Source organism: Bacillus sp. PPSBB_11, assembly GCF_038023285.1.
Taxonomy (GTDB): domain Bacteria; phylum Bacillota; class Bacilli; order Bacillales; family Bacillaceae; genus Bacillus; species Bacillus altitudinis.
Genome location: NZ_CP150633.1, coordinates 3203765 through 3228374, shown reverse-complemented (window position 1 = coordinate 3228374; position 24610 = coordinate 3203765). Strand labels below are relative to the sequence as shown.

28 protein-coding genes are annotated in these 24610 nt (G+C 38.0%); 20 read left to right on the top strand and 8 right to left on the bottom strand.

Annotated elements, in window-relative coordinates; genetic code table 11:
- Positions 1 to 309, bottom strand: a complete 309-nt coding sequence (locus V7L95_RS15780) for a DUF4870 domain-containing protein (RefSeq protein ID WP_007499277.1) — start codon at positions 307 to 309, stop codon at positions 1 to 3.
- Positions 310 to 683: 374 nt separating this feature from the next.
- Here V7L95_RS15780 and V7L95_RS15775 point away from each other — a divergent pair, with 374 nt between their 5' ends.
- From V7L95_RS15775 to V7L95_RS15750, 6 genes are all read left to right on the top strand, one after another.
- Positions 684 to 1526 (top strand): PRD domain-containing protein, encoded by an 843-nt coding sequence (locus tag V7L95_RS15775; protein WP_144680422.1) that lies wholly within the window; start codon positions 684 to 686, stop codon positions 1524 to 1526.
- Positions 1527 to 1644: 118 nt separating this feature from the next.
- Positions 1645 to 3537 (top strand): beta-glucoside-specific PTS transporter subunit IIABC, encoded by a 1893-nt coding sequence (locus tag V7L95_RS15770; RefSeq protein WP_340967200.1) that lies wholly within the window; start codon positions 1645 to 1647, stop codon positions 3535 to 3537.
- Positions 3538 to 3551: 14 nt separating this feature from the next.
- Positions 3552 to 5027, top strand: a complete 1476-nt coding sequence (locus V7L95_RS15765; RefSeq protein ID WP_048001470.1) for a glycoside hydrolase family 1 protein — start codon at positions 3552 to 3554, stop codon at positions 5025 to 5027.
- A 235-nt stretch (positions 5028 to 5262) separates the two neighbouring features.
- Positions 5263 to 5664, top strand: coding sequence for a MerR family transcriptional regulator (locus V7L95_RS15760; RefSeq protein WP_017359557.1), 402 nt, complete (start codon positions 5263 to 5265; stop codon positions 5662 to 5664).
- 26 nt (positions 5665 to 5690) lie between these two features.
- Positions 5691 to 6617: an alpha/beta hydrolase gene (locus V7L95_RS15755; protein WP_008343757.1), complete on the top strand. Its 927-nt coding sequence runs from the start codon at positions 5691 to 5693 to the stop codon at positions 6615 to 6617.
- Positions 6618 to 6806: 189 nt separating this feature from the next.
- On the top strand, positions 6807 to 7229 hold the full coding sequence (locus V7L95_RS15750; RefSeq protein WP_035391898.1) for a cytidine deaminase: 423 nt from the start codon (positions 6807 to 6809) through the stop codon (positions 7227 to 7229).
- A gap of 43 nt (positions 7230 to 7272) precedes the next feature.
- Here the strand turns inward: V7L95_RS15750 and V7L95_RS15745 are convergent, their stop codons facing one another.
- The 3 genes from V7L95_RS15745 to V7L95_RS15735 form a co-directional block, all read right to left on the bottom strand.
- On the bottom strand, positions 7273 to 8040 hold the full coding sequence (locus V7L95_RS15745) for a pentapeptide repeat-containing protein (protein WP_019744143.1): 768 nt from the start codon (positions 8038 to 8040) through the stop codon (positions 7273 to 7275).
- Positions 8041 to 8133: 93 nt separating this feature from the next.
- On the bottom strand, positions 8134 to 8301 hold the full coding sequence (locus V7L95_RS15740; protein ID WP_113745365.1) for a YdhR family protein: 168 nt from the start codon (positions 8299 to 8301) through the stop codon (positions 8134 to 8136).
- A 97-nt stretch (positions 8302 to 8398) separates the two neighbouring features.
- Positions 8399 to 8587 (bottom strand): hypothetical protein, encoded by a 189-nt coding sequence (locus V7L95_RS15735; RefSeq protein ID WP_048002669.1) that lies wholly within the window; start codon positions 8585 to 8587, stop codon positions 8399 to 8401.
- A 256-nt stretch (positions 8588 to 8843) separates the two neighbouring features.
- Here V7L95_RS15735 and V7L95_RS15730 point away from each other — a divergent pair, with 256 nt between their 5' ends.
- The 5 genes from V7L95_RS15730 (at position 8844) to V7L95_RS15710 (ending at position 13111) form a co-directional block, all read left to right on the top strand.
- Positions 8844 to 10013 carry an NAD(P)/FAD-dependent oxidoreductase gene (locus tag V7L95_RS15730; RefSeq protein WP_048002670.1) on the top strand — a complete coding sequence of 390 codons (1170 nt, stop codon included), beginning with the start codon at positions 8844 to 8846 and terminating at the stop codon, positions 10011 to 10013.
- 63 nt (positions 10014 to 10076) lie between these two features.
- A complete protein-coding gene (locus V7L95_RS15725; RefSeq protein WP_144610197.1) occupies positions 10077 to 10736 on the top strand; it encodes a TetR/AcrR family transcriptional regulator in 660 nt (219 codons plus the stop codon).
- Positions 10737 to 10898: 162 nt separating this feature from the next.
- Positions 10899 to 11549 (top strand): PAS domain-containing protein, encoded by a 651-nt coding sequence (locus tag V7L95_RS15720; RefSeq protein ID WP_144610094.1) that lies wholly within the window; start codon positions 10899 to 10901, stop codon positions 11547 to 11549.
- Between the two features lie 11 nt (positions 11550 to 11560).
- Positions 11561 to 11935, top strand: a complete 375-nt coding sequence (locus V7L95_RS15715; protein ID WP_135227041.1) for a RidA family protein — start codon at positions 11561 to 11563, stop codon at positions 11933 to 11935.
- A 72-nt stretch (positions 11936 to 12007) separates the two neighbouring features.
- Positions 12008 to 13111, top strand: coding sequence for a threonine synthase (locus tag V7L95_RS15710; protein ID WP_135227042.1), 1104 nt, complete (start codon positions 12008 to 12010; stop codon positions 13109 to 13111).
- A gap of 332 nt (positions 13112 to 13443) precedes the next feature.
- Here the strand turns inward: V7L95_RS15710 and V7L95_RS15705 are convergent, their stop codons facing one another.
- Complete coding sequence (locus V7L95_RS15705) at positions 13444 to 13788, bottom strand: helix-turn-helix domain-containing protein (protein ID WP_007499303.1); 345 nt, start codon at positions 13786 to 13788, stop codon at positions 13444 to 13446.
- 123 nt (positions 13789 to 13911) lie between these two features.
- Between V7L95_RS15705 and V7L95_RS15700 the strand changes: the two genes are divergently transcribed.
- Entirely contained in the window at positions 13912 to 14493 is a 582-nt protein-coding gene (locus tag V7L95_RS15700; RefSeq protein WP_035391910.1) for an NAD(P)H-dependent oxidoreductase, read from the top strand.
- A 368-nt stretch (positions 14494 to 14861) separates the two neighbouring features.
- On the opposite strand, the gene V7L95_RS15695 is transcribed toward V7L95_RS15700, so the two are convergent.
- Positions 14862 to 15443 carry a TetR/AcrR family transcriptional regulator gene (locus V7L95_RS15695; protein ID WP_017367339.1) on the bottom strand — a complete coding sequence of 194 codons (582 nt, stop codon included), beginning with the start codon at positions 15441 to 15443 and terminating at the stop codon, positions 14862 to 14864.
- A 231-nt stretch (positions 15444 to 15674) separates the two neighbouring features.
- Between V7L95_RS15695 and V7L95_RS15690 the strand changes: the two genes are divergently transcribed.
- The 7 genes from V7L95_RS15690 (at position 15675) to arsC (ending at position 21256) form a co-directional block, all read left to right on the top strand.
- Positions 15675 to 16319, top strand: a complete 645-nt coding sequence (locus V7L95_RS15690) for an NAD(P)H-binding protein (RefSeq protein WP_007499309.1) — start codon at positions 15675 to 15677, stop codon at positions 16317 to 16319.
- 127 nt (positions 16320 to 16446) lie between these two features.
- A complete protein-coding gene (locus V7L95_RS15685) occupies positions 16447 to 17067 on the top strand; it encodes an NAD(P)H-dependent oxidoreductase (RefSeq protein WP_025207412.1) in 621 nt (206 codons plus the stop codon).
- 126 nt (positions 17068 to 17193) lie between these two features.
- The gene (locus tag V7L95_RS15680) at positions 17194 to 17907 is read left to right on the top strand and encodes a DsbA family oxidoreductase (RefSeq protein WP_035391913.1); all 714 of its coding nucleotides are present in this window, start codon (positions 17194 to 17196) and stop codon (positions 17905 to 17907) included.
- 106 nt (positions 17908 to 18013) lie between these two features.
- The gene (locus tag V7L95_RS15675; protein ID WP_025207410.1) at positions 18014 to 18466 is read left to right on the top strand and encodes a VOC family protein; all 453 of its coding nucleotides are present in this window, start codon (positions 18014 to 18016) and stop codon (positions 18464 to 18466) included.
- A gap of 730 nt (positions 18467 to 19196) precedes the next feature.
- Positions 19197 to 19511 carry a metalloregulator ArsR/SmtB family transcription factor gene (locus V7L95_RS15670; protein WP_034646476.1) on the top strand — a complete coding sequence of 105 codons (315 nt, stop codon included), beginning with the start codon at positions 19197 to 19199 and terminating at the stop codon, positions 19509 to 19511.
- A gap of 12 nt (positions 19512 to 19523) precedes the next feature.
- A complete protein-coding gene (locus V7L95_RS15665; protein ID WP_048002674.1) occupies positions 19524 to 20822 on the top strand; it encodes an arsenical efflux pump membrane protein ArsB in 1299 nt (432 codons plus the stop codon).
- Between the two features lie 14 nt (positions 20823 to 20836).
- A complete protein-coding gene (gene arsC / locus V7L95_RS15660) occupies positions 20837 to 21256 on the top strand; it encodes an arsenate reductase (thioredoxin) (protein WP_025207406.1) in 420 nt (139 codons plus the stop codon).
- Positions 21257 to 21466: 210 nt separating this feature from the next.
- On the opposite strand, the gene V7L95_RS15655 is transcribed toward arsC, so the two are convergent.
- Entirely contained in the window at positions 21467 to 22021 is a 555-nt protein-coding gene (locus V7L95_RS15655) for a sugar O-acetyltransferase (RefSeq protein ID WP_076821636.1), read from the bottom strand.
- A 2-nt stretch (positions 22022 to 22023) separates the two neighbouring features.
- Positions 22024 to 23187 (bottom strand): isocitrate/isopropylmalate dehydrogenase family protein, encoded by a 1164-nt coding sequence (locus V7L95_RS15650; protein WP_017367331.1) that lies wholly within the window; start codon positions 23185 to 23187, stop codon positions 22024 to 22026.
- A 77-nt stretch (positions 23188 to 23264) separates the two neighbouring features.
- Between V7L95_RS15650 and V7L95_RS15645 the strand changes: the two genes are divergently transcribed.
- Complete coding sequence (locus V7L95_RS15645) at positions 23265 to 24437, top strand: MFS transporter (protein WP_008343785.1); 1173 nt, start codon at positions 23265 to 23267, stop codon at positions 24435 to 24437.
- Positions 24438 to 24610: the final 173 nt, after the last annotated feature.

The window sequence follows — 24610 nt, the reverse complement described above, 5'->3', positions numbered from 1 at the left end:
TTATTCTGAAAACACTTTAATGCCTTTCACAATGTTCCAAATGAAGAAGTAGATCGCCACAAGGAATGTCACAGCATACGTTGCAATTAAGAACGGACCAGCATGACTGATATCGTTCATGCCAAGTAAACCTGAACCGGCAATACCAAGACCGAAAATCAAATAAGGAATAATATGTGTCCATAGTGATTTTTTCGCATGGTATTTCACTTCGTCTTTTCCTAAGAAATAAACGATAATCGGAAATAGAAACGGTGCAAAAAAGATACTGAAGTAACATAATGAAGACAAAATTTTATTTTCTCTCAAAGCTTTTCACCTCTATGATTGATTTAGAAGAGGGGACCATTTGACTCATCCCTCAATTCCTTACAAACCCATTGTACAACCTCAACCTTAACTTGTATTAATCCGAACCTTACAGCAACCTTAAATATGTTAAACTGTAAAAAGACAAGGAAAGATAAAATGATTCTGGGTATTTAAATCTATTTTTTCAGAAAAAAATAGTTGACTTTGGTCATCCCTCTATTTAAAATAAAGTCGTAACCGATGCAGGAGTGTTACTGATATGATCAGGCACCACCAAGTCAGGTAAACAGATTGTACATTTGTACGTTGTTTGCTGAGATTTTGGTGTTTTTTTATGCTTTTTTTAGCATTTTAGGTAAGGTGGGATGAGGATGTTCACCGTCGTTAAAGTTTTAAATAATAATATCGTATTAGCTCTAACAGAGGCTCAAAATGAAGTCGTTGTGTTTGGAACAGGAATAGGTTTTAAAAAGAAGAAAGGTGATACACTTGATGAGAGCGCTGTCAGTAAGACATTTTATTCTGATCAGACGTCTCCATTAGAATCTCAACTTGCCGCTATCCCAACTGATATCCTTTTATTAACTGAAAAAATCATTCGCGTAGGCGAAGAGATGTTGAATAAGAAGTTAGGTTCCAGCGTGCTCTTTTCGCTATCCGATCATCTCACCTTCGCTATTCAAAGGCACGAAGAAAAAATGGCGTATGAAAACCCCATTGTGTGGGAAATTCCACATCTCTATTTTCAAGAATATCAAGTCGGGAAAAAAGCACTGACAATTATTCAAAAGATGATGGGCATTTCTTTTGAAGATACTGAAGCTTCACTCATTGCCCTGCATTTTGTAAACGCTCAAATAGATGGTCAGTCTATGGGAGACACCATTAAGATGACTCACCTGACGAAAGAAATCGTCAAAATCATTCAAAATATTTTCGAGATGATATTGGATAAATCATCCATTAATTATTCGAGGTTTATTACCCACTTGAGATATTTTATTGTCAGGCAGGAAACCAATCAACCACCGCAGCAGATGGATGACTCGTTAAAAGAATTAATACAGGATCGTTATATGAAGAGTTATGCCTGCGGATTGATCATCAAAGAAATGTTAAAACGAGAATTCAATTGGAATGTGACAGAAGACGAACTTGTTTTTTTAGTCATCCATATTGAGAGAATCACAAAGGAACACCAAAAAAATAAATGATTTCTTTTAGGCGTGTTATGAAAAAGCATTAACCTAAACAAATCTCCATGAGAAAGAATGATCTTTTCTATGGTGGATTTTGTTTAGGTTTTTTTTGTGAAAATGAAGGGGTGAAAGCATGGAAAACAAAGAATTGGCTGGAAAAATTGTGAAATTAATTGGTGGAACCGAAAATATATCTCAAAGTTGGCATTGTATCACACGGCTAAGGTTTAATCTCAACGATGAAAATCAGGTAAAAGTAGATGAGCTGAAAACATTAGATGGTGTTTTAGGTGCTCAATTCCAAAGTGGACAGTTCCAAGTCATTATTGGAGCAAAGGTAGCAGAGGTTTATGAGGAAATCGATCATCTAGCCGGTCATAGTAGCAATAATTCTGCTCCTGTTAAAAACACGTCAAAGATGAACCCAATTGAAGTCGTATTCGATGTGATCAGCGGGATTTTCACACCTATTTTGCCAGCGATTGTTGGTAGTGGATTGATCAAAGGAATCATGGCACTGTTCGTTAGCTTAGGCTGGCTGACGGAGACAAGTTCTACCTATCAAGTACTTCAAATTTTTTCAAATGCTGTCTTTTACTTTTTACCTTTCCTCATTGCTTATTCGGCAGCGAAGAAATTTAAAACGCGAGAATCTCTTGCGCTCGCATTAGCAGGGATTTTACTATATCCAACGATGATCGAAGGTGCAGCAAAAGGAGCAGATCCGTTAAATTTATTAGGGTTAAGTATTCCACTAAATAATTACACATCTTCTGTATTACCAATTATTTTAGGTGTGCTATTACTAAGTTTTGTCGATAAGTGGATAACAAAAGCGATCCCAAAATCCTTAAGTATCGTATTTACACCGGTACTGAGCCTGATGATCACGGCTCCTCTTACACTGGCTTTTATCGCTCCTATTGGGAACGTTTCTGGGCAATATTTAGAAATCTTTTTCACTTCTTTGTTCAATTTCGCTGGTCCGATTGCCGGTTTATTAATGGGGGGCCTTATGCCACTCATTGTGTTAACTGGAATGCATTACGCATTCTTCCCAAGCACGTTAGCCAGCTTTGAAAAAGTGGGTTACGATATCATGCTGCTTCCGATGAATTTCATTGCGAATATGGCACAAGCAGGCGCTGTGTTAGGTGTCATCATCCGCACCAAGCGGGTAGAAACAAGGTCTTTAGCACTTTCAACATTGCTTCCTAGTTTCTTCGGGATCACAGAACCAGCCATTTATGGAGTCACACTTAGACTAAAAAAACCTTTTTATGCTTCATTAATTGGCGGCGCAGTCGGTGGATGTTTTTACGGTTTATTTTCAGTTAAAACGACAGCCTTTTCGATCCCAGGCATTACTTCACTGCCAACTTACATTATGAAAGGGACAAATAATTTTCAGCTGGCTCTGATTGGAATCGCCCTTAGCTTCATCGTGTCACTTCTCATCACCATTCTCCTTGGATTTCAGGAGTCTGTCACGGCAGCTAACGAGCAAGCAGCAGAAAAGCGAAATCACACTGAGAGTACAGAGAATCAACAAATGTCTAAGCAAACAAACCCTTATGAAGTTCAAGCACCTATGAGTGGAAAGGTCATTCCTTTATCTGAAGTGAATGATTCCGTGTTCTCAAGTGAAATGATGGGGAAGGGAGTCGCAATTTTGCCTGATAAGGGGGTGGTACAAGCACCGTTCTCAGGAAAAGTAGTGACTGTTACACCTACTAAACATGCCATCGGACTCGTTTCAGATGATGGGATTGAATTATTGATCCACGTGGGGATTGATACGGTCAGCCTAAACGGCCAATTCCTTGATGTACTGGTAAAAGAGGGCGATAAGATAAAGACGGGGGATCATTTATTATCGTTTGATATAGAAGGAATTCAATCAAACCATTTAGATGTAGTGACACCTATTATCGTCACAAATTCAACGCAATATCTTGATGTGATTCATACAGGTGACGCTCATGTCACCGCAGGTCAAAATAAGCTCTTAATGCTTATTCACTAATATAAAGAGAAGGGATGATTGAAATGAAAGAATTAAAAAAAGGATTTTCAGATGATTTTTTATGGGGTGGCGCAACTGCTGCCAATCAAATAGAGGGCGCATACTTAGAAGGTGGCAAGGGCCTGTCGACGTCAGACTTTGCTGCATATAAAGATCCTTATGAAAAAGGAAAAGTGAACAACTTTACTTTCGATGTGAGTTCAGCTGAATTAACAAGATACAAGGAACAACCCGATGAATTTGATTTTCCGAAAAGACGCGGAATCGATTTTTACCATCGATATGAAGAGGATATTGCACTATTTGCAGAGATGGGCTTTAAAGTGTTTCGCTTGTCTATTTCATGGGCAAGAATCTTTCCAACTGGTTTAGAAGACAAGCCGAACGAAGAAGGATTGGCTTTTTACGATAACGTATTTGATGAGTGTGCGAAATATGGAATTGAACCGCTAGTCACGATGTCTCATTACGAAATGCCGATTACTTTAACAGAGAAATATAATGGCTGGATGAGTAGAGAGCTTGTCCCGTTGTTTGAAAAATATGCCCGTGCCATTTTAGAAAGATATAAAAATAAAGTGAAGTATTGGATTACATTCAATGAAATGAATATGAACCTCAACAGCCTTTACACCGGTGCTGGAATTTTAGAGGACCTAGTAGACCATAAATTACAGGCTGCGTATCAAGCATCACATCACCAATTTATCGCCAGCGCTCTCACAGTGAAGGCTGCAAAAGAAATCATTCCAAATGTCCAAATTGGCTGTATGATAAACCAAATTGAAGCCTATGCAAAAACAACGAAACCAGAGGACCAGCTGCAAGCGGTAAAATCGAACCAATTGAATATGTTCTATCCGGATGTTCAAGCTAGAGGTGAATATCCAACATACATGGTGAAATATTTTGCTGACAACGACATCAAACTTGATATCGAAGAGCAGGATGAGCAAATTTTGAAAGAGGGCATCGTTGATTTTGTGGCGATCAGCTACTATATGTCCCACGTAGCAGAAGCCCGAGAAGATGCAGCCGAGCTAGCGGGTACATTTGATAGTCCAATTAAAAATGAGCATTTGGAGTTATCACAATGGGATTGGCCAATTGATCCAATGGGTCTGCGCATTTCATTAATTAAACTGTATGACAGATACCAAAAACCTTTATTTGTTTGTGAAAACGGACTTGGCGCAAGAGATACATTGACACCAGACAAAGAAATTCACGACGATTATCGAATTGATTATTTAAAACAACATATTGAACAGATGAAAGAAGCAGTCAAAGAAGGTGTCGACTTAATGGGGTATACACCATGGGGTTGTATTGACTTAATTAGCTGCGGAACATCTCAAATGAGTAAGCGCTATGGTTTGATCTATGTAGATCAAGACGACAGAGGGAATGGTTCATTAAATCGTTACAAAAAAGATTCCTTCTACTGGTACAAAAAAGTGATTGCAACAAATGGGGAAGATTTATCATAATCCAGATGGAATGATGATGACACCATTGCATCCGCCTTAATTGGCCGGGTACGATGGTGTTTTTTTGTTTACCGAAAAGTAACCTCAATTATGTCATAGCAAGCACTAGAGATCTCTTTGCTACAATCATTTGATAACAAAAGTTGGCCGAAAAATGTTTCACCTTGACCTTGAAGTATAGTTCAACCTTTATAATGTACATATAGTAAAACAAAATAATAAAAAAGGAGTAACGATGGAGTTGATGACTAGAGGAGAACTTGCCAAAAAAACAGGAGTAAGTCCTGCCGCAATTCGTTACTATGAAGAACACAACATATTACCTGCTCCAAGACGACGTTCAAACGGTTACAGACTCTATACAGACGACTATGTTGTGAAAATTCAATTGATCAAAGATGCGAAAACGCTCGGTTATTCATTAAAGGAAATAGCAGAAATTATGGACATGCTAAGTCAAGACATAGACCTTGATACCCTAAGACAAATTGTCCATCTTAAACATGAAGAAATTGAAAAGAAAATTAAAAGCCTTCGTCTCATTCAAGACCTTTTATCTAACTTATTAAAAACCCCTGAAAAAAAAGTACAACTCTACCTGGAATCATTTCGTGTTCCAAAGCAGGATGATCAATAAACCTATTGGGTGAAGGAGAGAAAAAAATGAGTGTAGAAATGTATCATGGTGAACGTTCTAAAGAAAGTATTCAATTTGAAACATTATTCGCTTCGCAAAGTAATAAAGAGAGTTTTTCCAGTATCGAACAGACAAAAAAATTCCTCGAGCAAAAAGGAATTGAAAATACGCAGCCTTATGCCATTGGGGATGATGTGAAGTTAATCAGTGAGGTACAAGAGCAGACTTTCGAAGGCATGCAAGTTTTCACATTGAATGAACAATCATCACAAAATCAAAAAGTCATTCTCTATCTACATGGTGGCGCGTGGACAAATCAGCCTTTGAATGTCCATTGGTGGTTCATGGATAAAATGGCGCAATCACTAGGTGCGAAAGTAGTCGCTCCTATTTACCCAAAAGTACCTCATTATAGCAACCAGGATACATATCCGAAAATGCTTAACCTATATAAAGACCTTCTGAAAACTGCCGGAAGTGCCAATCAATTGACGATCATGGGAGATTCAGCTGGCGGAAACATCTCACTTGGTCTTGCGCATCTTTTAAAGAAGGAAGATCTGCCGCAGCCAAAGGATATCGTGTTACTATCTGCGTGTGTTGATATGAGTATGAGCAACCCTCTCATTTTTGAATATGCAAAAAAGGACCCGATTCTAGGTCATGAAGGAATGGAAGTCATCACAAAATTGTGGGCAGCTGATCAAAGTCTCACAGATCCATTGATCAGTCCCATATACGGCGACTTCAAAGGACTAGCGAAGATCACTCATTTCATTGGAACACATGATATGTTATATCCAGATGCCATCAAGCTTGATGAAAAATTAACAGCACAAGGAATAGACATCAAAACCTTTGTTTATCCTGAAATGCTGCATGTGTTTGTTGTCATGCCAATTCCAGAAGCGGCAGATGCTCTGAAGAAAATCATTCAAGTGATCAATCGTTAGGCATTCAGTTCACACGTAGAAAGGGTACATGTTCTGATGTAAATAAGGGAAAAGGTTGCTTACTTGAAAGCAGCTTTTTTCAATAGATTAAACGGTCTTTTGGCTGGTTAGTAAAGGAGAGTGAAGTTCAGTTCATCACCTCATGTTTGGTATAATACATACGAGCAGTGAGGCGAAAGGGGAAACGCGATGAAAACGTTTGATCTATCACAAGATGATATCGAATTAATAGACGAAGCAAAAAAGAGGATTATCAGTCTTTATGAAGATGACAAGCATCATGTAGGGGCAGCGATCCGCATGAAAACAGGAGAAATCATATCAGCTGTCCATATAGAAGCCTATATCGGACGGGTAACTGTTTGTGCAGAAGCCATTGCGATTGGCAGCGCTTTATCGAATGGATACAAAGATTTTGATACAATTGTTGCAGTGAGACACCCTTATTCAGATGAAGAAGATAGAAGAATTAGGGTAGTCAGCCCTTGTGGCATCTGCCGAGAGCTCATTTCAGACTTTGGACCAACATGTTTTGTCATCCTTGATATGGATGGGGAGCTGGTCAAGGTGAAAATCGAAGAACTCATTCCGCTCAAATATACTCGAAACTGATGTACCACATAAAGATAAAATAGGAAAAGAGATGTAGCAAACGTTACATGTGATCCTTGCTACATCCAAGATGACTGAAAAAGCGTTCAACAAAAGCGGCCCCATGTATGTTCTCCATATATTTCGTGTTAAAAATATACTGTTCCATTTGTTCAAGCTTCCGCAGACTCCGCACTAGTATTTTCCGATCATGATCAGACAGAGTAGGATCATCATCTATCTTCTCTAAGGCCTTTTTCACACGTGCAGATACATGTTCAACATATAAATGGTTTTTGGATGCTGGCGGAATACATGCCGCTAGGTCACAGCCTATAAAACGAACACCATCAAGGGTGCAGTTTTCAAAATTGGCGATCAGCTTTTGTTTGCCATTTCCCTCAAACGTTATATCTATTAGCTTACCAGCAAAGGTACAATTGACGATGTTCGCTGCCTGTAAAACACGGTCATTGAATCTACAATTAGAGAAAGTACAATCGATAAACGTAGCATTCTCCAATGTCATTCCCCTCATATCGCAGGAAGAAAATTCGCAATTGGTGAAGACAGCTTCGTTTTTGCCAATGCCCACAGAGCGCAAGTCTGAATGACTAAAAGTACGATGATCAATCGTACTACCGGCAAAAAATCTCGCATTCGTCAGATCACACGTATCAAATACAAGATGATCCAAGTGACAGCTCCAAAAAATAGGAGAACGAACATTTGAGTTGATGATTGTCGTTCTGCTAATTTTTTCGTTTTCATATCTGGCAACATCAGAAAATGTTTCGTTGTCTACTGATATACCAGACTCAAGTCTTCTCATCGCTATCACCCTATCATTTCTTCAGAATTTTTCACAGTCATGATGTCCATTCAGCCAGTTCATTTTCTCTTAGCGCTTGTCTTTGACTCAAGATTATATCACAAAACGATATGCGTTTAATGGACCTTTTGTGATATGAGGAAGGTCAGAATTCATATCAAAGATTTTCGCATTGATATCTATTATGCCAAAGCTAGTGATTCGTTTAGAGTGCATATCGTGATATGTTTCAGCAGTCTCTTTTGTTTTGAATAAATAGATTCCCTATCGGGGTCAGCTTGTATACATTCTTTGACTGAAATCACAAAAACCTAAACACATCTCCACTGTTCATGACGGTGGATTTTGTTTAGGTTTTTTAGCGATTGAATCGTTTTTGAAGAACTAGGCATGAGACAGCGAATACTGCGAAAGCGCCCGCCGATCCAGCAGCAAACACCAGCTCAGTTTGCTCTGGTTTGACTTTGAATAACAAAGGGATAGAAAGAATAAGTGCGTCACTACTAAAGCCTAATCCTAATATCAACATGGCAAATAATTTATTCATAGAAACACCTCTTACACTTAGAGTGATAACAATGGAGACCTACTGATCTAAGTATCATTGTTATGATTCGACAACCTTTAACCTTCCTAGATGGAGTGTATCATATGAGGGTGGGCGTTGGGTTTCTTTTCATGAAAACAAAATCGTACAACAAACGATTTTGAACGAACACTGTTCTTTACGAACGATGTTCGTTATAATATAAATGAAATGTAATATAAAACGATTTCCGCAAAGGGATGAGGAGATGCAGAAGATGACGTCATTATCTAAGAATCAAAAGCAAATCGCTATCATCGGAGGAGGACCTGGGGGACTAACACTTGCCTTAATTTTGCAAAATTACGGTATACAAACAACCATTTATGAACGAGAGATGCATGACAAGAGCCTTGAACGAGGGGGCTCACTGGATATTCACGAAGAAACAGGTCAAAAAGCCTTAAAAGAAGCAGGAGTTTATGAGAAATTTCAAAAGAACGCCCGCTATGAAGGGGAAGATTTCCGATTACTTGATAAATCAGGAAGAATTTATTTAGATGAAGAAACGGAATCAGATCAAACAGGTACTCGCCCGGAAATTGATCGTGGTGTGTTATGTGAACTACTGTTAGAACAAATTGATGCTGAAACCATCAAATATGGGTATAAACTAGAAAGATGCGTTTCATTAGAAAGTGGTATGACAGAGCTTCATTTTGAAAACGGAGTTGTCGAAACAGTTGACCTTTTGATTGGGGCTGATGGTGTTTTTTCTCGTGTGCGTCCTCTGTTAACAGATATTGAGATTGAATACTCTGGGCTCACGATGCTAGAACTGAATGTCTTAAGCGTAGAGGAGAACCACCCTGATTTAGCTGAATTTAATAAACGAGGTAAGATGTTTGCTTTGGCAGACCACAAAGGACTGATTGGGCAGTTAAACGGAGATGGCCGAATCAAAGTGTATGCAAGCCTTATGGTAGAACGCAACTGGATCGAGACTTGTGGTATACCGTTTCATCAAGCGAAAGAAGCAAAAGAACAATTATTAGCGTTATTTAGTGATTGGGATGATCAGCTGAAAAATTATATTCGTTATGCAGAAGATGCCATCATTCCAAGACGGATTTATACGCTTCCTGTCGGTTTCAAATGGAATCGTCATAAAGGAGTAACGCTTATCGGTGATGCAGCTCACGTCATGTCGCCATTCGCAGGCGAGGGTGTGAACATGGCGATGTTTGATGCAAGGGAGTTAGCACTTGCTATTGTCCGACATCCTCATCATTTTGAAAAGGCGATTGAAGAATACGAAGACATGATGTACGAATATTCATCGAAAAAAGCTAATGAATCGGAGAATAGTTTAAAACTGTGTTTTTCAAAAGACGCTGCGGTCAAGCTTGCAGATATGATGAATTCTTTTCAAAAGGATGATGATTGATGCTCAATTTACTATTTTACTTTGACATGTTATAAAGAGAGTATGAACAATTCAAATCGTCGTATGATCAGTCGCCGGTCTCGGCCGGCTAAAGAACCCTTAAGCCGTGAGCTTATTGTGAAAACGGCCTATGAGCTTCTTAAGGAGCATGGGATAGAGGGCATGAGTATGCGTAAGGTGGCTAAAGCACTCGATACGGGACCTGCATCCTTGTATGTCTACGTGAACAATGTTCAAGAACTCAGTGCTTACGTATTGGATTATGGTCTCGGACAAATGGTTTATCCAGATTCAAAGGATAGCACCTGGAAAGAACAGTTATTCGACATATTGCATACTTATTTCCTCCTGCTGTTCGAAAAACCTGGTCTCGCTGAAATTTCTCTTTCCACCATTCCACAAGGAACGAACTTTCTTCACTTGACCGAACATCTTCTCGCTGCATTGCATGAAGGCGGGATCAAATCTACATCCGCAGCATGGGGAGTAGACCTATTGCTGTTATACGTATCTTCTGTAGCATACGAAAAGGTCTCTTGGAAGAAACAAGGCTCTTCACAAATTACAGACACAAAAAAAGCATTTCTTCAAGCAGACAAAACGCAGTTTCCTTTCATTCATCGTGTAAAAGAAGAAATGTTTGCAGGTGATACCGTATCAATGAAACGGTTCCGATGGGGAATTGACGTCATTTTGTATGGCATCCAGCAGGAAGACAATTAGAAAGGAGCAAAAGCAAAAAGCAGTCAATGGCTGCTTTTTTTATATGGTGATTTTCATATTTGTGATCTTGTGAGCATTACGATATATAAATAAATCTATATATTGTTTTTATATATAAAAAATTATATAATCTAGTGGAATAAAAAAATGAGGTGCTTAGGCGTGGAACATATTAAAAAGTTATTAGAGAGTTATATTCCTTTAGCAAAATCTACTGCAAAAATGTTTGGACCAAATTGTGAAGTCGTGATTCATGATTTAACGAATCCTCAAGCATCTGTCATGTTTACAGTAAATAACCATGTGACAGGAAGAGAAATCGGCCAATCATTTGATCATCTTGTAAAGACTGTATTACAATCAGAAGATTTTAAAGAAGATTATTTGGCTGGTTATACATTTGTAACAGAAGATAAGCGTACGATTCGTTCTTCGACTTCATTAATACGTGATTCAAAGCAAAAAGTGATCGGAGCTTTCTGTATCAATTTTGATGTTGAAGCACTGAATCAAATGCAGCAATTTATGGATACTTTTCTTTCTACACAAGTGGAAGCTCAAGAAAAAGAAACAACATCAAATGATGATCTTGAAAATGTAGAAGAAATAGTAGATCAATTGATTCAACAAATCATTCAAAACAGTGTTCATCCAGTTATGAAACGTCGTGAAAAAATTGAACTAATCAAATTCATGGATGAAAAGGGCATTTTTTTAATGAAAGGATCTGTTGAGAAGGTCGCATCTATGTTAGGCATTTCCAAAGTAACGGTCTATAGCTATTTGGATGAAATCAAAAATAAATCGAGGTAAGGAGTGTCAAAATGGAAAGCATACTCGAGGTAGGAAATCTAAAATCAAACGGACACTATGCATTCGCAACCATTCATCAAAACACGGTCTATGTGTCGGGACAATTTGCTATCAATCCTGAAACGACAGAAAAAGAGTTCGGCCCCATTGAAAAAGAGACATTACAAGCGCTTAAGAGTGTAGAGATGATTGTAGAGGCTGCTGGAAGTCAAAAAGAAAAGATTTTGCGCATGACATTATACATTTCAGATATTGAATTATGGGACAAAGTAGATGCGGTTTATACCGAATTTTTCGGTGAACATAAACCAGCTCGTACGATTGTACCAACGAATGAATTACATTTTGGTTTCAAAATTGAAATGGATGCCATTGCATATATTTAGAATATTTTTTTGACCACCCTATATAAAAAATTATATTTTGTATAAAAAAATATTCAAAGGGGCAGATGAAGAATGAATCAATTAAGTTGTAACCATTGCGGGGAAAAATATGAGATGACACCAACTCTATGGAAATGTGATTGTGGTGGAGTATTCAATCTAGTGAAAGATACCCCGAAAATAGACGTCACAGCTTGGGAGCACTATCCAAATTCATTATGGCGTTATGTTGAAACCATGCCATTTCCAAAAGGTTCTAAGACGTGGGAAACTGTGACAATGGGCGAGGGCCAATCTCCTTTAATCGTTCTAGATCCTAATGAGCCAAACACATATGTAAAAGTTGATTATATGATGCCTACACTATCATTTAAAGACCGTGGAGCAGCTGTGTTAATGACAAAAGCTAAGGAATTAGGGGTAACAAAAGTCATTGCTGATAGCAGCGGGAATGCAGGAACGGCAATTGCTGCGTATGCGGCGCGTTGTGGTATTGCCTGTGACATCTATCTAAGTGATCAAACATCACCTAAAAAAGTCGCTCAAATAAAAGCCCACGGGGCAACGATTAAAGAAATTCATGGTACACGAGAGGACATTGCAGCTGCGGCCCAAAAGGCAGTAGACGAAGAAAACGTTTTTTATGCAAGCCATGTCTATAACCCTTATTTTTTCGAAGGTACAAAAACATACGCCTATGAAATCTATGAGCAACTAAAAGGAGCACCGGATGCTTTAATCATTCCGGTTGGAAACGGCACTCTGCTGCTCGGTGCGTATTATGGCTTTAGAGAGTTATTCGAAAATGGTCTCATTCATAAAATACCGAAAATTATTGCCATACAAGCAAAGAACTGCGCACCACTTGTGAAAGCTTTTCAACATGCGGAGGAATCAGCATCACCTGTCACAAATAAAGGGACTGTAGCAGAAGGGATCGCTATTGCTGCCCCAGCGCGTTCTAAACAAATTTTAGAAGCTGTATACAAGACGAATGGTACGTTTATTGATATTGAAGAAGAAGAAATTATACATGCACGCTCTAAACTGAGTCAGAAAGGATTTTATGTCGAAGTGACATCTGCCATCAATTTTGCTGGCTACATGAAATATCAAAAGGAATCAGAAGAAACCATTATCATCCCTCTTTGTGGGGCAGGGATTAAATCAAAATAACCTTAGGACTCCGTTGCGTGCCTCGTTGTCCTATTATAGGATCAATCAGGAGTAATATTTGCGAATGTTGAATACATTGACCATCACAATTTGAAAACGGAGGAATGATTCGTGGGAATGGATTTTACTCATTTCGAAGCACATTGGTCTTACACCGACTTCCATGATTTTAGATGCAAGTTAGCAGCATGTATCGGGAAGAACGCTCTCTATCTGGCAGAAGAAATGGAGTTAGCGCATCAACAAAATGAGCCAATCGGATTGATATAAGATGAGAAGAAAGCTACTTTAAAAAGTATGTTTAAACCGTAGTAGCTTTCTTTCCACTCTACCTAATTATTTTTCATTTGTTTCTCTCCCCAATAACATATCTCATCTAATACAGGCATCAGTGATAAGCCCTTTTCAGATAAACTATATTCTACTTTTGGAGGCACTTGGGGATATTCTTTACGATGAATTAAGTGATCCGCCTCAAGCTCTTTTAGTGTATTGGTTAATGTTTTAAAAGAAATCGTTCCGAGCTTACGTTTCAGCTGATTATAGCGAACAGGACCATCGTTTGAATATAAAGCATACAGAACTGGCATTTTATATTTCCCACCAATTAATGACAAAGTATACCCAAAACCAGTATCTTTTAGCTCAGCTTTCGTCTGGAAGGACTCCTCATTCATTTTATACTCTCCTTTGGGTTAGTATCGCACTTTGATTACCGTACTTGTAGTATGTTATAGCATACAATAAAATCAATGTACATCAAAAAATGATGCAAAACTCAGAAAAAGGGTGAATGAATAATGAAAACGATTGTCTATGCACATCCTTGGGATGGAAGCTATAATCATGCCATTTTGACTTCCATAACAGAAAAATTAGAAACAAAGAGAGAACCGTTTCAAGTAATCGATTTATATAAAGATGGATTTAATCCTGTTTTTACAGCTGAAGAATTAAAGCATTTTCATAAAGGAGAAACGCCTTATTCATTAGTGAAGGATTATCAAGAAAAATTAAAACAGTCAACAGAATTGATATTTATATTCCCAGTCTGGTGGTGGGATCTACCTGCTATTTTAAAAGGATTTATTGATAAAGTGATGTTAAGCGGTTTCGCATTCATTGAAGATCAAAATACTGGTACTTTAAAAGGTTTATTAACAAATATAAAAAAAACAACCGTGATCTCAACATCAACTACAGATAAAGAGTATATAGAATCTGAAGCTGGAAATGCCATTCAAAGCGTTTTTATTAACAGAACGCTAGCAGATTTGGGATTGAAAAATGAATCCACGAAATGGATTCATTTTTCTAGAGTGAATTTAACAACAGATGAAAAGAGAAAGCAATTCTTAAAAGAAATATCCCAGAATATTTGATTTACAGTACAACAAATAAGGGCCAACTTCTACGACCGATTTAATTTATTGAGAAGGTCGTAGAAGTTTTGAAAAACAAACAAAAGGATAGGCTTGAACAAGATGGTAAATGCAGATCCATTGTATGACCTGATAAACAATAGCCGTATAAGAATCCCACTATTTAAAGTAAAGCTTTATAACTTTAGTGCTACACGTTTCAGCAGACTCTTTATCACCAGTCATTTAAGCAACAACAAATCGTGCCTGCCTAATTGACCTCTTGCACTCCTCCAAATACACCATTATTTAAATCCATACCATTTCTGTGTTTTTTTAATATTTTTTATAGCACTGCCGGCTCAAGCAGATTGTTAACATCATTTTCATTAAAGATAATACTGACTCATGCCATTTTTAAAGATAGGCAGGGTCTTAGTCACTAGCTCTTCTGATGAAATAAGTCTTCCATCCTTATTCCATGTGTATGCAGCTCCGTATATCCCCCAACTTAGCATAGTAGATAGGGTTGCTACCATTTGTTTATCCTCTAATTCGATGATGTTTTTAGTTCCTTTTAGCATAAGATCAGCTATTAGTTTCTGTAACTCCTCTTTAATTTTACTTTCGATAATAGTTCCTAAAGAATGATAACCTTTGGGACATAGGTCGCTTATCTCTTTATGGTGATCACACATGGCTAGAAAAATATTTGCAATGACTTTTTCATTGAATCCATCGTGATCATTGAGTCTTTTTTTCAATTTGTCTGTAAATGTATTGGTGATTGTAGAATGTAATAAATCAAATTTATCGTCAAAGTGCGCATAAAATGTAGCCCGGTTAATAGTAGCCTTTTCTGTGATATCACGTACCGTTATATGGTTGAAATCTTTTTCACTAGCTAACGAAAGAAAAGAGTCTACAATCAATTGTCTTGTACGAAGTATTCTCGGATCTTTTTTTGGCATAATTATTTTTTCTTCTCCTTTTAGGGTTCATCATCTTGTCTAAAAACGACAATACATTAGAAGTGTTGCGTAAACTACATATTGGCTATTTTGGTTATTGTTTATTATTCTTTTTCATCTTATCATCAATTATACAACGCGCGTTGCTTAAATAACACATGTTATTACGAAAGATTTTTGATCAAGGAAATCATTGTGATCATTCTGAATAACAAAAGGAGATAGACGACCATGAACATCACTATTTTTGGTGCAACTGGTGCAATCGGTCAACTTTTAACACAGTTTGCATTAGAAAACGGAGATATCGTTACGGTATATGTTAGAAACCCTGAGAAAATCAAGCAAAAGCATTCGAATTTACGCATTGTAACGGGTGAACTAACGAACACTTCAGCTATTGAAACGGCAGTTTCAGAAGCTGATGTCGTGATAAGCACCTTAGGTCCCGGCATTGATTTGTCTCGAAAACAAAAAGGTACACCGATCGCCGATGGACATAACCGAATTGTCAAAGCGATGAAGAAGTTCACCAAAAAAAGGTTGATTACACTCGCGACGCCAGCCTTGCAATCTGAAGACGATAAGAAAAGCTTATCGACGATATTGCCAAGAATATTGCCTAAACTTCTCATGCCAAATGGTTATGCCGAAATGAAGAAGATAGGAGAACTGATTAAAGAATCGAACCTGGATTGGACAGTCGTTCGAATCATTAATCCTAATATCAAATACAACGGGCAATCTTACGGTTATTCATTCGGCGATCAGCCAGCTAAAATGTCCGTATCTAGGGAAAATGTCGCTAAACTCATGTATGACGCTGCTAGGCAACACCAATTAATCGGAAAAATGCCCATTGTCTATAATCATTAAATCAGCTTTTTGTATGAGGTTGTTGATTCAGCAGAAATTATAGGAATCATTTAGGGTCATACCAAAATATTGCGTGTGCATTCTTTTTATAAGTATTCAAAATCAAAATCATAAAGGGGACATGATCATGTCAAAAGTATTATTTGTTAAAGGAACACCTCAAAGTGAGGAACAATCAAGAAGTACGCAAGTTGCTAGAGCATTTATCACTGAATATAAGAAAGTAAATCCAACGGATGAAATAATAGAAGTAGATGTCTATTATGCAAATGTGCCATTAATCGATGCTGATTTTTTAACTGGACAAAAGAAGTTAAGAAGTGGGGAAGTGCTAACAGATGTTGAATCACAAAAAATAGAAGCAGTGAATGCATTCACAAAGCAATTTATGGAAGCAGATAAATATATCATTCAGTCTTCAATGTGGAATTTAGGAATCCAACCTTTATTAAAAGCCTATTTTGATACAATCATGAGTGCTGGAAAAACGTTTAAATATACATCAGAAGGTCCAGAAGGATTGATGAAAGGGAAAAAAGCAATCCATATTCATGGTATGGGAGGATTTTATTCGCAGGCAATTGGAATGGAACATTCCGATTCTTACGTAAGAGGTGCGCTGAAGTTTGTTGGAATTGAAGTGGAACCAACGATTTTTGTTGAAGGTATTGACTATGATCCAACTAAAGAAGAAGAAATTGTTACTTCAACAATTGAAAAAGCAAAAACGGTAGCACGAACGTTTTAAAAAAGAGCATTGGTGGGATTAGTTAAAAAGATTTTAATTAACATCATCCCACCTCGCACGTTCAAAAGCGTAATAAAGAAGAATAGACAAAATACATTCATTAAAATCATAAAGGGGGAACATAGGATGAAAGTAGAAATTTGGTCTGATTTTGTTTGCCCGTTTTGTTATATTGGCAAACGTCAATTTGAAATAGGGTTAGAACAGTTTGAACATAAAGAAGAGGTCGAAGTCTTATTTCGACATTTTCAATTAGATCCATATGCGAAAAAAAATACAGGAATGGATATCCATCAAGTATTATCCTCTAAGCATGGTGTCCCATATGAAAAAGCAAAAGTACTGAACAATCAATTGAAACAGAAAGCAAAAGAGGTTGGGTTAGATTATCAATTTGATACAATGATTCCTACGAATTCATATGATGCACTTCGTCTTTCTTATTATGCAAAAGAGAAAGGGAAGATTCGGGAGTTTATGGAACGTATTTTGAAAGCTCATTTCACAGATTCACTAGATATCGGTGATCACGCAACACTTGCTCAACTTTCAAGTGAAATAGGTCTTGATGGCAACGAAGCTTTGGATGTTTTATCAAATGATCAATATAGCGAGAATATCGCAGCTGATAGAGCCGAGGGATCTAAAATTGGGATTCAGGGCGTGCCCTTTTACGTTGTGAATGATAAATATGTCATCTCAGGAGCACAACCTAGCGAAGTGTTTTTAGAAACATTACAACAGGTATGGAAAGAAGAGTACGGGAATCGTAAGGTTGAAGAGCATAAATTAGAGTCGTCGCTCGATGAATATTGTTCAGATGGAACATGTAAATTTTAATGGATATTCAAAAAAGATATAGAAATCACAAAAGATTGATATAGCTACTTTAAATACCACTTTATAATGAAACATTTACTTCCAAAAATCAAAGGGGTTTAGCGATATGAAAAATACAATTTTTCAAGGTACAATCGAGCATTCAGGATTTGTAGTACCCGATATCGAAGTAGCAGTTGAATTCTTCACTCATATTTTGGGTTTTGAAGTCTTGTTCCGGCCAAAACGGATGCAGTTTGAGGACGATAGTTTAAAAAGGTACTTTGGGGTTCACGAACATTCAGTTGTAGAAGGGGCGGCATTTTTGCAATATGGCGGTAGAAAGATCGAACTGGTTCAATGGTCGACGCCAGATCAACAGAATGTTCACCTAAAACCCAGTGATATCGGTGTAGCCCATCTAGCTATTACAGTTACCGATATAGAAGAGGCTTTAAAATATTTTGCAGAACAGTCTGATGTTAAAGTCAGAGAGCTGAGCTCTCTTGGATTTTTCTATATCACAACTTCATGGGGGATGGAGATTCAAATAATGGAATTACCCCAAAAACCTTTATGACCTATCTAATTTGTACCAAGACAAGAACAAGGGTCCTTTAATTAGTTGAAACAATAACTGTATCTTAATTTGTGGACCCTCTTTCACCTTCTGATCATAGGACACCAAGAAGGGTCCTTTCCATCTAATTGACCTCTTGCAGGCAATTGATCATTGTTTTCTCCTCTTAATACCTCACTAATATCCTGCTTTCTTAAAATCCATATCATTTCTGTGCTTTTTGATGTCTCTTTTAGCTTTGGCAGCTCTAGCAAAGTGTTAACAGCAGAATGCCCAATGCAATTCTGATACCGAGTCAGATCGCGATTTAAAATATCAGGAATGCCATTCGATTAGCAACTCTTTTTTCATTTTCTGTCATAATCCCTTCAGCATTTATTGGGTTAGGGTTTTTCCACGTACCAGTGGCATGTATAACCGTCTTTGCCTCGTAAGTTTTTTCTTCTTGATTATTTAATTTCACTCGAATGATAAAAGGCACAAGACCTCTGTCTTTTGTTTTTATCAACACCTTTTTTGCCAATATAGAGAACTGGGCTATTTAAATAACTATGTGGTTTCATTTGAAGAAGAGAAGTCGGTATTTAAATCAATCATTTTCACACGAATCAATTTTTGTTTGAATTCATATAATCAATTGATTATATAAGTTTTCAGTTATATACTATTGAAGGAGTTGAAAAGAGGGGGAATCATTGTGACTACAGATGTTTCAATTGGTGTGACACATATGTCGAATTGTTTAAAAACACTCAGTGATCAAACAAGACTGATCATGATGAAATTGTTTTTGGAGAAAGAATATTGTGTTTGTGAACTGGTAGATATGTTCGAAATGAGTCAACCAGCGATTAGTCAGCATCTACGAAAATTAAAAAAAGCTGGATTTGTTCATGAGAACAGAAAAGGGCAGTGGCGTTATTATTCAATCAATACACTGTCTCCAGAATTTGAGACGATTCGGATCATCTTAAATCAAATTGATAAAGAAGATGACCTTTTAAAAAGTATACAACATAAAGCAACAAACATTTCTTGTTCGTAAGGAGGGATGGGTTTGAGTTTTGCCGTTTTATCATTAATCATATTTTTGTTCACTTTGGTACTGGTTATTTGGCAGCCAAAAAATTTATCCATAGGGTGGTCCGCTTGTGGAGGAGCTATTTTAGCATTAATCGTAGGTGTTGTGAATGTAGACGATGTGATCACCGTGACAGGCATTGTTTGGAATGCGACTTTAGCTTTTGTCGCCATTATCGTCATTTCACTCATCCTTGATCGAATCGGCTTTTTTGAATGGGCAGCATTGCATATGGCAAAGGCTGCAAAAGGCAGTGGGCTACGTATGTTTGTGTATGTGACCATCCTTGGTGCAATCGTCGCTGCTCTATTTGCAAACGATGGTGCAGCACTTATTTTGACACCCATTGTTTTAGCCATGGTCAGAGCATTACACTTCAATGAAAAAATAGTATTCCCTTTTATTATCGCGAGTGGGTTTATTGCAGATACAACATCGCTTCCACTTGTCGTAAGTAATTTGGTGAACATTGTAACAGCCGACTATTTCAACATTACATTTATTGAATATGCATCCAGAATGGTTGTTCCAAACCTTTTTTCGTTGCTTGCGAGTATCACTGTACTGTACCTTTTCTTTAGAAAGAGTATACCTAAACACTATGATATGAATGAGTTAAAACACCCAAGTGAAGCAATAAAAGATCCAAAGATGTTTAGATTATCTTGGTATATATTAGCTTTTTTGTTGATTGGTTATTTTGCAAGCGAATTTTTATCTATACCTGTATCGGTCATAGCTGGAGTGATTGCTATTTTATTCTTGGTCATTGCACAAAAAAGCCCTTCTGTTCAAACAAAAAGCGTTCTAAAAGAAGCTCCCTGGGCGATCGTTTTCTTTTCCATAGGTATGTACGTTGTTGTCTATGGCATGCGAAATGCAGGGCTTACTGATGCTCTTTCTAGCGTGATTCAAGCTGTAGCAAATCAAGGTTTATTGGCAGGTACTCTTGGTATGGGATTTATCGCAGCGATTCTTTCATCTGTCATGAATAATATGCCGACGGTCATGATCGATGCATTAGCCATTTCCGGCACCGATACACAAGGAATGATGAGAGAAGCGTTAATATACGCAAATGTCATTGGTTCTGATTTAGGACCAAAAATTACGCCCATTGGCTCCTTAGCAACACTACTATGGCTCCACGTCCTTTCTCAAAAAGGTGTGAAGATTTCCTGGGGGACATATTTCAAAATAGGGGTCATTTTAACTGTACCAACGCTATTCATCACACTTTTAGCATTGTATTTCTGGCTAATGATTATACATTAAAGGAGACGATCAACATGTCAAAGAAAACAATATACTTTTTATGTACCGGTAATTCTTGCCGCAGTCAAATGGCTGAAGGTTGGGCTAAAAAACATCTTGGAGATGAGTGGAAGGTCTATAGTGCTGGTATCGAAGCTCATGGATTAAATCCGAATGCTGTAAAAGCAATGAAAGAAATAGGGATTGATATTTCTAATCAAACGTCTGACCTGATTGATCAGAAAATATTGCATCACGCTGACTTAGTCGTCACACTATGCGGGGACGCAGCTGATAAATGCCCGATGACTCCACCTCATGTCAAACGTGTCCATTGGGACTTTGATGATCCAGCAAAAGCAGAAGGAACAGAAGAAGAGAAGTGGTCATTTTTCCAAAGGGTAAGAGATGAAATTGGAGATCGATTGAAACAGTTTGCTGAGACTGGAAAGTAGTGCTGCGTTTGAGTCGATTGAATATAAAATCTAATAATAAAGAGGATCAAGTCAAAGATTCTCTTTTTGCATTAATTAATATCTAGTTTACATAATATATATTCTAGGAAGTTAAGAAACAATTGAATTTTCTTTGTCTCATTATTAAGTATACTTATCTTATTGAGATAAAATAAAAAATGAAAATCCAACGGTTGATTCGTCAGATTTTCATTCCTCTAAATGTTTTAAGATTTTTGCAGGATTCCCGCCAACAATCACATTTGACGGAACATCTTTTGTTACAACGGATCCTGATGCAATGACAGCTTGATCTCCGATTGTCACACCTGGATTGATAATGGCACCACCGCCAATCCATACATGATGTCCAATTGTGACTGGTTTGCCGAATTCAATACCTGTTTGACGTTCTTCTGGATTTAACGGATGTCCAGCTGTATATATATGTACATTCGGACCTAACAAACAATGATCTCCAATTGTAATCTTGCAAACATCTAATAACACAGCATCAAAATTCGCAAAAAAATGCTCACCAACCTCGATATTGTATCCATAATCACATTGTATTCTGCCTTCAAACACCACATCTTCTCCGCAAGCGCCTAAAAGCTCCTTTAAAATGGCCTTTCTCTGTGATGGCTCATTTGTTTGCTGATAGGCAAATGTCAATTGTCGCGCTTTTGCTCGATCTGCCATCAATGTGTGGTCATTTGGATGATAGTATTCTCCCTTGATCATCTTTTCTTTTTCTGTTTTCATGTTCATCTCCCTTTTATTGAAACTTCATTCATCGTTTGAATGAATGCCTCGGTGAATTGTGTCGTCGTCTCATTTCCTCCTAAATCCTTCGTTTTCAAGTTCTTTTTTAAGGTCTCACCAAGAGTATGTTCGATCAGACTGGCTGTCTGTTTTAATCTTTCATCTTGATATTTCACATGTAGCCAGTTACAAAGCATCACTGTAGAAAGAATCATGCCCATTGGATTGGCGATATTTTGACCAGCAATATCCGGTGCTGAACCATGTGCCGCCTGTGCCATCGCTTGATTTTCGTTACAATTTAATGAGGGTGCCATTCCTAAACTGCCGACTAGTTCCCCTGCAAGATCAGATAATATGTCGCCAAACATATTTTCTGTCACAATCACATCAAAATCACCTGCACGTCTCACTAAATGAGCAGCCATCGCATCAATATGAATATCCTCAACCTCCACTTGCGGATATGCTTTCGCTACCTCTTGACATGTTCGTAAAAACAAGCCAGATCCTAATTTGATCACGTTCGCTTTATGAACAATGGTGACTTTCCCCCTCCTCTCCACTGCACGTTGAAAGGCCGCGTGGGCAATACGGGTAATTGCTTTTTTTGTAAACACACCTGTAGATATGGCGACATCTGGTGTAATCATCCACTCTCCTGTCCCCTGATACATATTCCGGTCTGGATAAAAGCCTTCTGTATTTTCTCGAAAAATGACAAGGTCGACGCCACTGGCAACGCTTTTCACACCTGGTAGCGATTGCGATGGACGAATATTTGCAAATAAATCAAATGTATGACGCAGTTCTCCACTTGGATTTCTTCTTTCTTTCAATTGATCAGGATATGAAGCTGAATCATGAGGTCCTAATATCCAGCCATGGCATTTTTTCAAGGCGGCTATCGTAGAAGCTGGCACTGGATCTTGATGAGAATGAATGGCTTCAGCACCGATAGGACACTCTACAAATTCCACAAATGGTTCATTGAACTGTGACAGCGCTGTCTTAAAAATACGCATACTAGAATTAACAATTTCCGGTCCAATCCCGTCTCCCTTTAAAACACCTATTCGATATGACATATGTATCGCCCCTTTTGTCTTTATTCTATCAAAGAATGATGAAGTTGGAATATTTTCTTCATGATGATCCTCCCTCATGTTATTTACGAATCAAGAAGTCTCCTTTATAATCGAGTAGATTTGTTCTGTATGACTACATAGATATGAGGGATTAGATGAAATTAAAGTGGTATAAAGCGATCATTGTTATTTTTACGATGTCTGGGATCTCCATCTCCACTTGGTTTTCAAGAACACCAGAAGTGAGAGATTTGTTGCAAGCAGATACAGGCACAATGGGACTCATTTTACTCGGCCTATCTGTAGGTTCCATCGTCGGGCTGATTCTGTCCAATGTATTCGTTCGCAAAAAAGGCGGCCGAGTGGCGATTGTGGTCAGCGCTTTTTTGATGTTTATTGGATTCTCAACCCTTGCAATCGGCGCCGCCCTCTCTTCTACGCTAATTGTCACTGCTGGCCTTTTTCTTTTTGGTTCAGGCTCAGGCATGTGCAATGTAGCCATGAACTTAGAAGGAACGGAGATTGAGTATCAGATCAAGAGAACGATCCTGCCGATTTTGCATGCTTCTTTCAGTATTGGAACGTTAATTGGTGCAGGTGCCGGAATTCTCTTTATTTATTTAGGTGTGTCTGTCCTCATTCACCTTCACACCATTGCACTCCTTTTCTTTCTCAGTATCCTGATTTGTACACGGTTTATTCCGCACGGGACAGGAAAAGATCAGGATGAGACGCAGACAGAATCAGTTGAGGCTTCTCAAACATCATGGCTGAACAAACGAACGATCTCATTAGCGATGATTGCCTTATGTCTCGCATTTGTAGAAGGTTCTGCAAATGATTGGATTCCACTAGCAATGGTTGATGGCTATCAGGTTTCTCATTCAATGAGTACGGTCATCTATGCATTATTTTTGTGCGGGATGATTAGTGGCAGACTACTGAGCGGACGTTTCATTGATCGCTTTGGCAGGGTGCTATTGCTAAGAATCGCGATTTTATCTGCTGCCGCCGGACTATTCTTGGTGATTTTAAAGATTTCACTCGTCGTGTGTATGATATCTATCTTTTTATGGGGACTTGGCGCGTCCTTAGGCTTCCCGCTGACCATTTCAGCAGCTGGTGATGATAGCCGCTATGCTGTCAAGCGTGTCAGTATCGTCACTTTATCTGGGTATACAGCCTCTCTATCAGGGCCCCCTGTTTTAGGACTGCTCGCCAATCAAGTCGGACTGCTTCATGCGTTTATTTTTGTTCTGTTTGCCACTTGTATTGCGGGAATCTTCACAAAAGCTGTTGCAAAACCGACATCAATACATTCTTTTTGACAAGTGCCAGATCTTTGATCTCGGTACTTTTTTTAAATTTAAAAAATAAAATTGAAACCTTTCATGAAGTGAAACAGTCCTATAGATGTCTTGATGTTTAGCGCTTTTTTAAAGAGGGAAAGTAAAAAAATAAGACTTTTCAAATAACTGAAAACGTGGTAAGATCATGAAAA

What these genes read in the sequence shown, in the direction of transcription:
- V7L95_RS15775 (WP_144680422.1), top strand. Translation starts at nt 684, where the DNA reads ATGTTCACCGTCGTTAAAGTTTTAAATAATAATATCGTATTAGCTCTA.
- V7L95_RS15770 (WP_340967200.1), top strand. Translation starts at nt 1,645, where the DNA reads ATGGAAAACAAAGAATTGGCTGGAAAAATTGTGAAATTAATTGGTGGA.
- V7L95_RS15765 (WP_048001470.1), top strand. Translation starts at nt 3,552, where the DNA reads ATGATTGAAATGAAAGAATTAAAAAAAGGATTTTCAGATGATTTTTTA.
- V7L95_RS15760 (WP_017359557.1), top strand. Translation starts at nt 5,263, where the DNA reads ATGGAGTTGATGACTAGAGGAGAACTTGCCAAAAAAACAGGAGTAAGT.
- V7L95_RS15755 (WP_008343757.1), top strand. Translation starts at nt 5,691, where the DNA reads ATGAGTGTAGAAATGTATCATGGTGAACGTTCTAAAGAAAGTATTCAA.
- V7L95_RS15750 (WP_035391898.1), top strand. Translation starts at nt 6,807, where the DNA reads ATGAAAACGTTTGATCTATCACAAGATGATATCGAATTAATAGACGAA.
- V7L95_RS15745 (WP_019744143.1), bottom strand. Translation starts at nt 8,040, where the DNA reads ATGAGAAGACTTGAGTCTGGTATATCAGTAGACAACGAAACATTTTCT.
- V7L95_RS15735 (WP_048002669.1), bottom strand. Translation starts at nt 8,587, where the DNA reads ATGAATAAATTATTTGCCATGTTGATATTAGGATTAGGCTTTAGTAGT.
- V7L95_RS15730 (WP_048002670.1), top strand. Translation starts at nt 8,844, where the DNA reads ATGACGTCATTATCTAAGAATCAAAAGCAAATCGCTATCATCGGAGGA.
- V7L95_RS15725 (WP_144610197.1), top strand. Translation starts at nt 10,077, where the DNA reads ATGATCAGTCGCCGGTCTCGGCCGGCTAAAGAACCCTTAAGCCGTGAG.
- V7L95_RS15715 (WP_135227041.1), top strand. Translation starts at nt 11,561, where the DNA reads ATGGAAAGCATACTCGAGGTAGGAAATCTAAAATCAAACGGACACTAT.
- V7L95_RS15710 (WP_135227042.1), top strand. Translation starts at nt 12,008, where the DNA reads ATGAATCAATTAAGTTGTAACCATTGCGGGGAAAAATATGAGATGACA.
- V7L95_RS15705 (WP_007499303.1), bottom strand. Translation starts at nt 13,788, where the DNA reads ATGAATGAGGAGTCCTTCCAGACGAAAGCTGAGCTAAAAGATACTGGT.
- V7L95_RS15700 (WP_035391910.1), top strand. Translation starts at nt 13,912, where the DNA reads ATGAAAACGATTGTCTATGCACATCCTTGGGATGGAAGCTATAATCAT.
- V7L95_RS15695 (WP_017367339.1), bottom strand. Translation starts at nt 15,443, where the DNA reads ATGCCAAAAAAAGATCCGAGAATACTTCGTACAAGACAATTGATTGTA.
- V7L95_RS15690 (WP_007499309.1), top strand. Translation starts at nt 15,675, where the DNA reads ATGAACATCACTATTTTTGGTGCAACTGGTGCAATCGGTCAACTTTTA.
- V7L95_RS15685 (WP_025207412.1), top strand. Translation starts at nt 16,447, where the DNA reads ATGTCAAAAGTATTATTTGTTAAAGGAACACCTCAAAGTGAGGAACAA.
- V7L95_RS15680 (WP_035391913.1), top strand. Translation starts at nt 17,194, where the DNA reads ATGAAAGTAGAAATTTGGTCTGATTTTGTTTGCCCGTTTTGTTATATT.
- V7L95_RS15675 (WP_025207410.1), top strand. Translation starts at nt 18,014, where the DNA reads ATGAAAAATACAATTTTTCAAGGTACAATCGAGCATTCAGGATTTGTA.
- V7L95_RS15670 (WP_034646476.1), top strand. Translation starts at nt 19,197, where the DNA reads ATGTCGAATTGTTTAAAAACACTCAGTGATCAAACAAGACTGATCATG.
- arsC (WP_025207406.1), top strand. Translation starts at nt 20,837, where the DNA reads ATGTCAAAGAAAACAATATACTTTTTATGTACCGGTAATTCTTGCCGC.
- V7L95_RS15655 (WP_076821636.1), bottom strand. Translation starts at nt 22,021, where the DNA reads ATGAAAACAGAAAAAGAAAAGATGATCAAGGGAGAATACTATCATCCA.
- V7L95_RS15650 (WP_017367331.1), bottom strand. Translation starts at nt 23,187, where the DNA reads ATGAGGGAGGATCATCATGAAGAAAATATTCCAACTTCATCATTCTTT.
- V7L95_RS15645 (WP_008343785.1), top strand. Translation starts at nt 23,265, where the DNA reads ATGAAATTAAAGTGGTATAAAGCGATCATTGTTATTTTTACGATGTCT.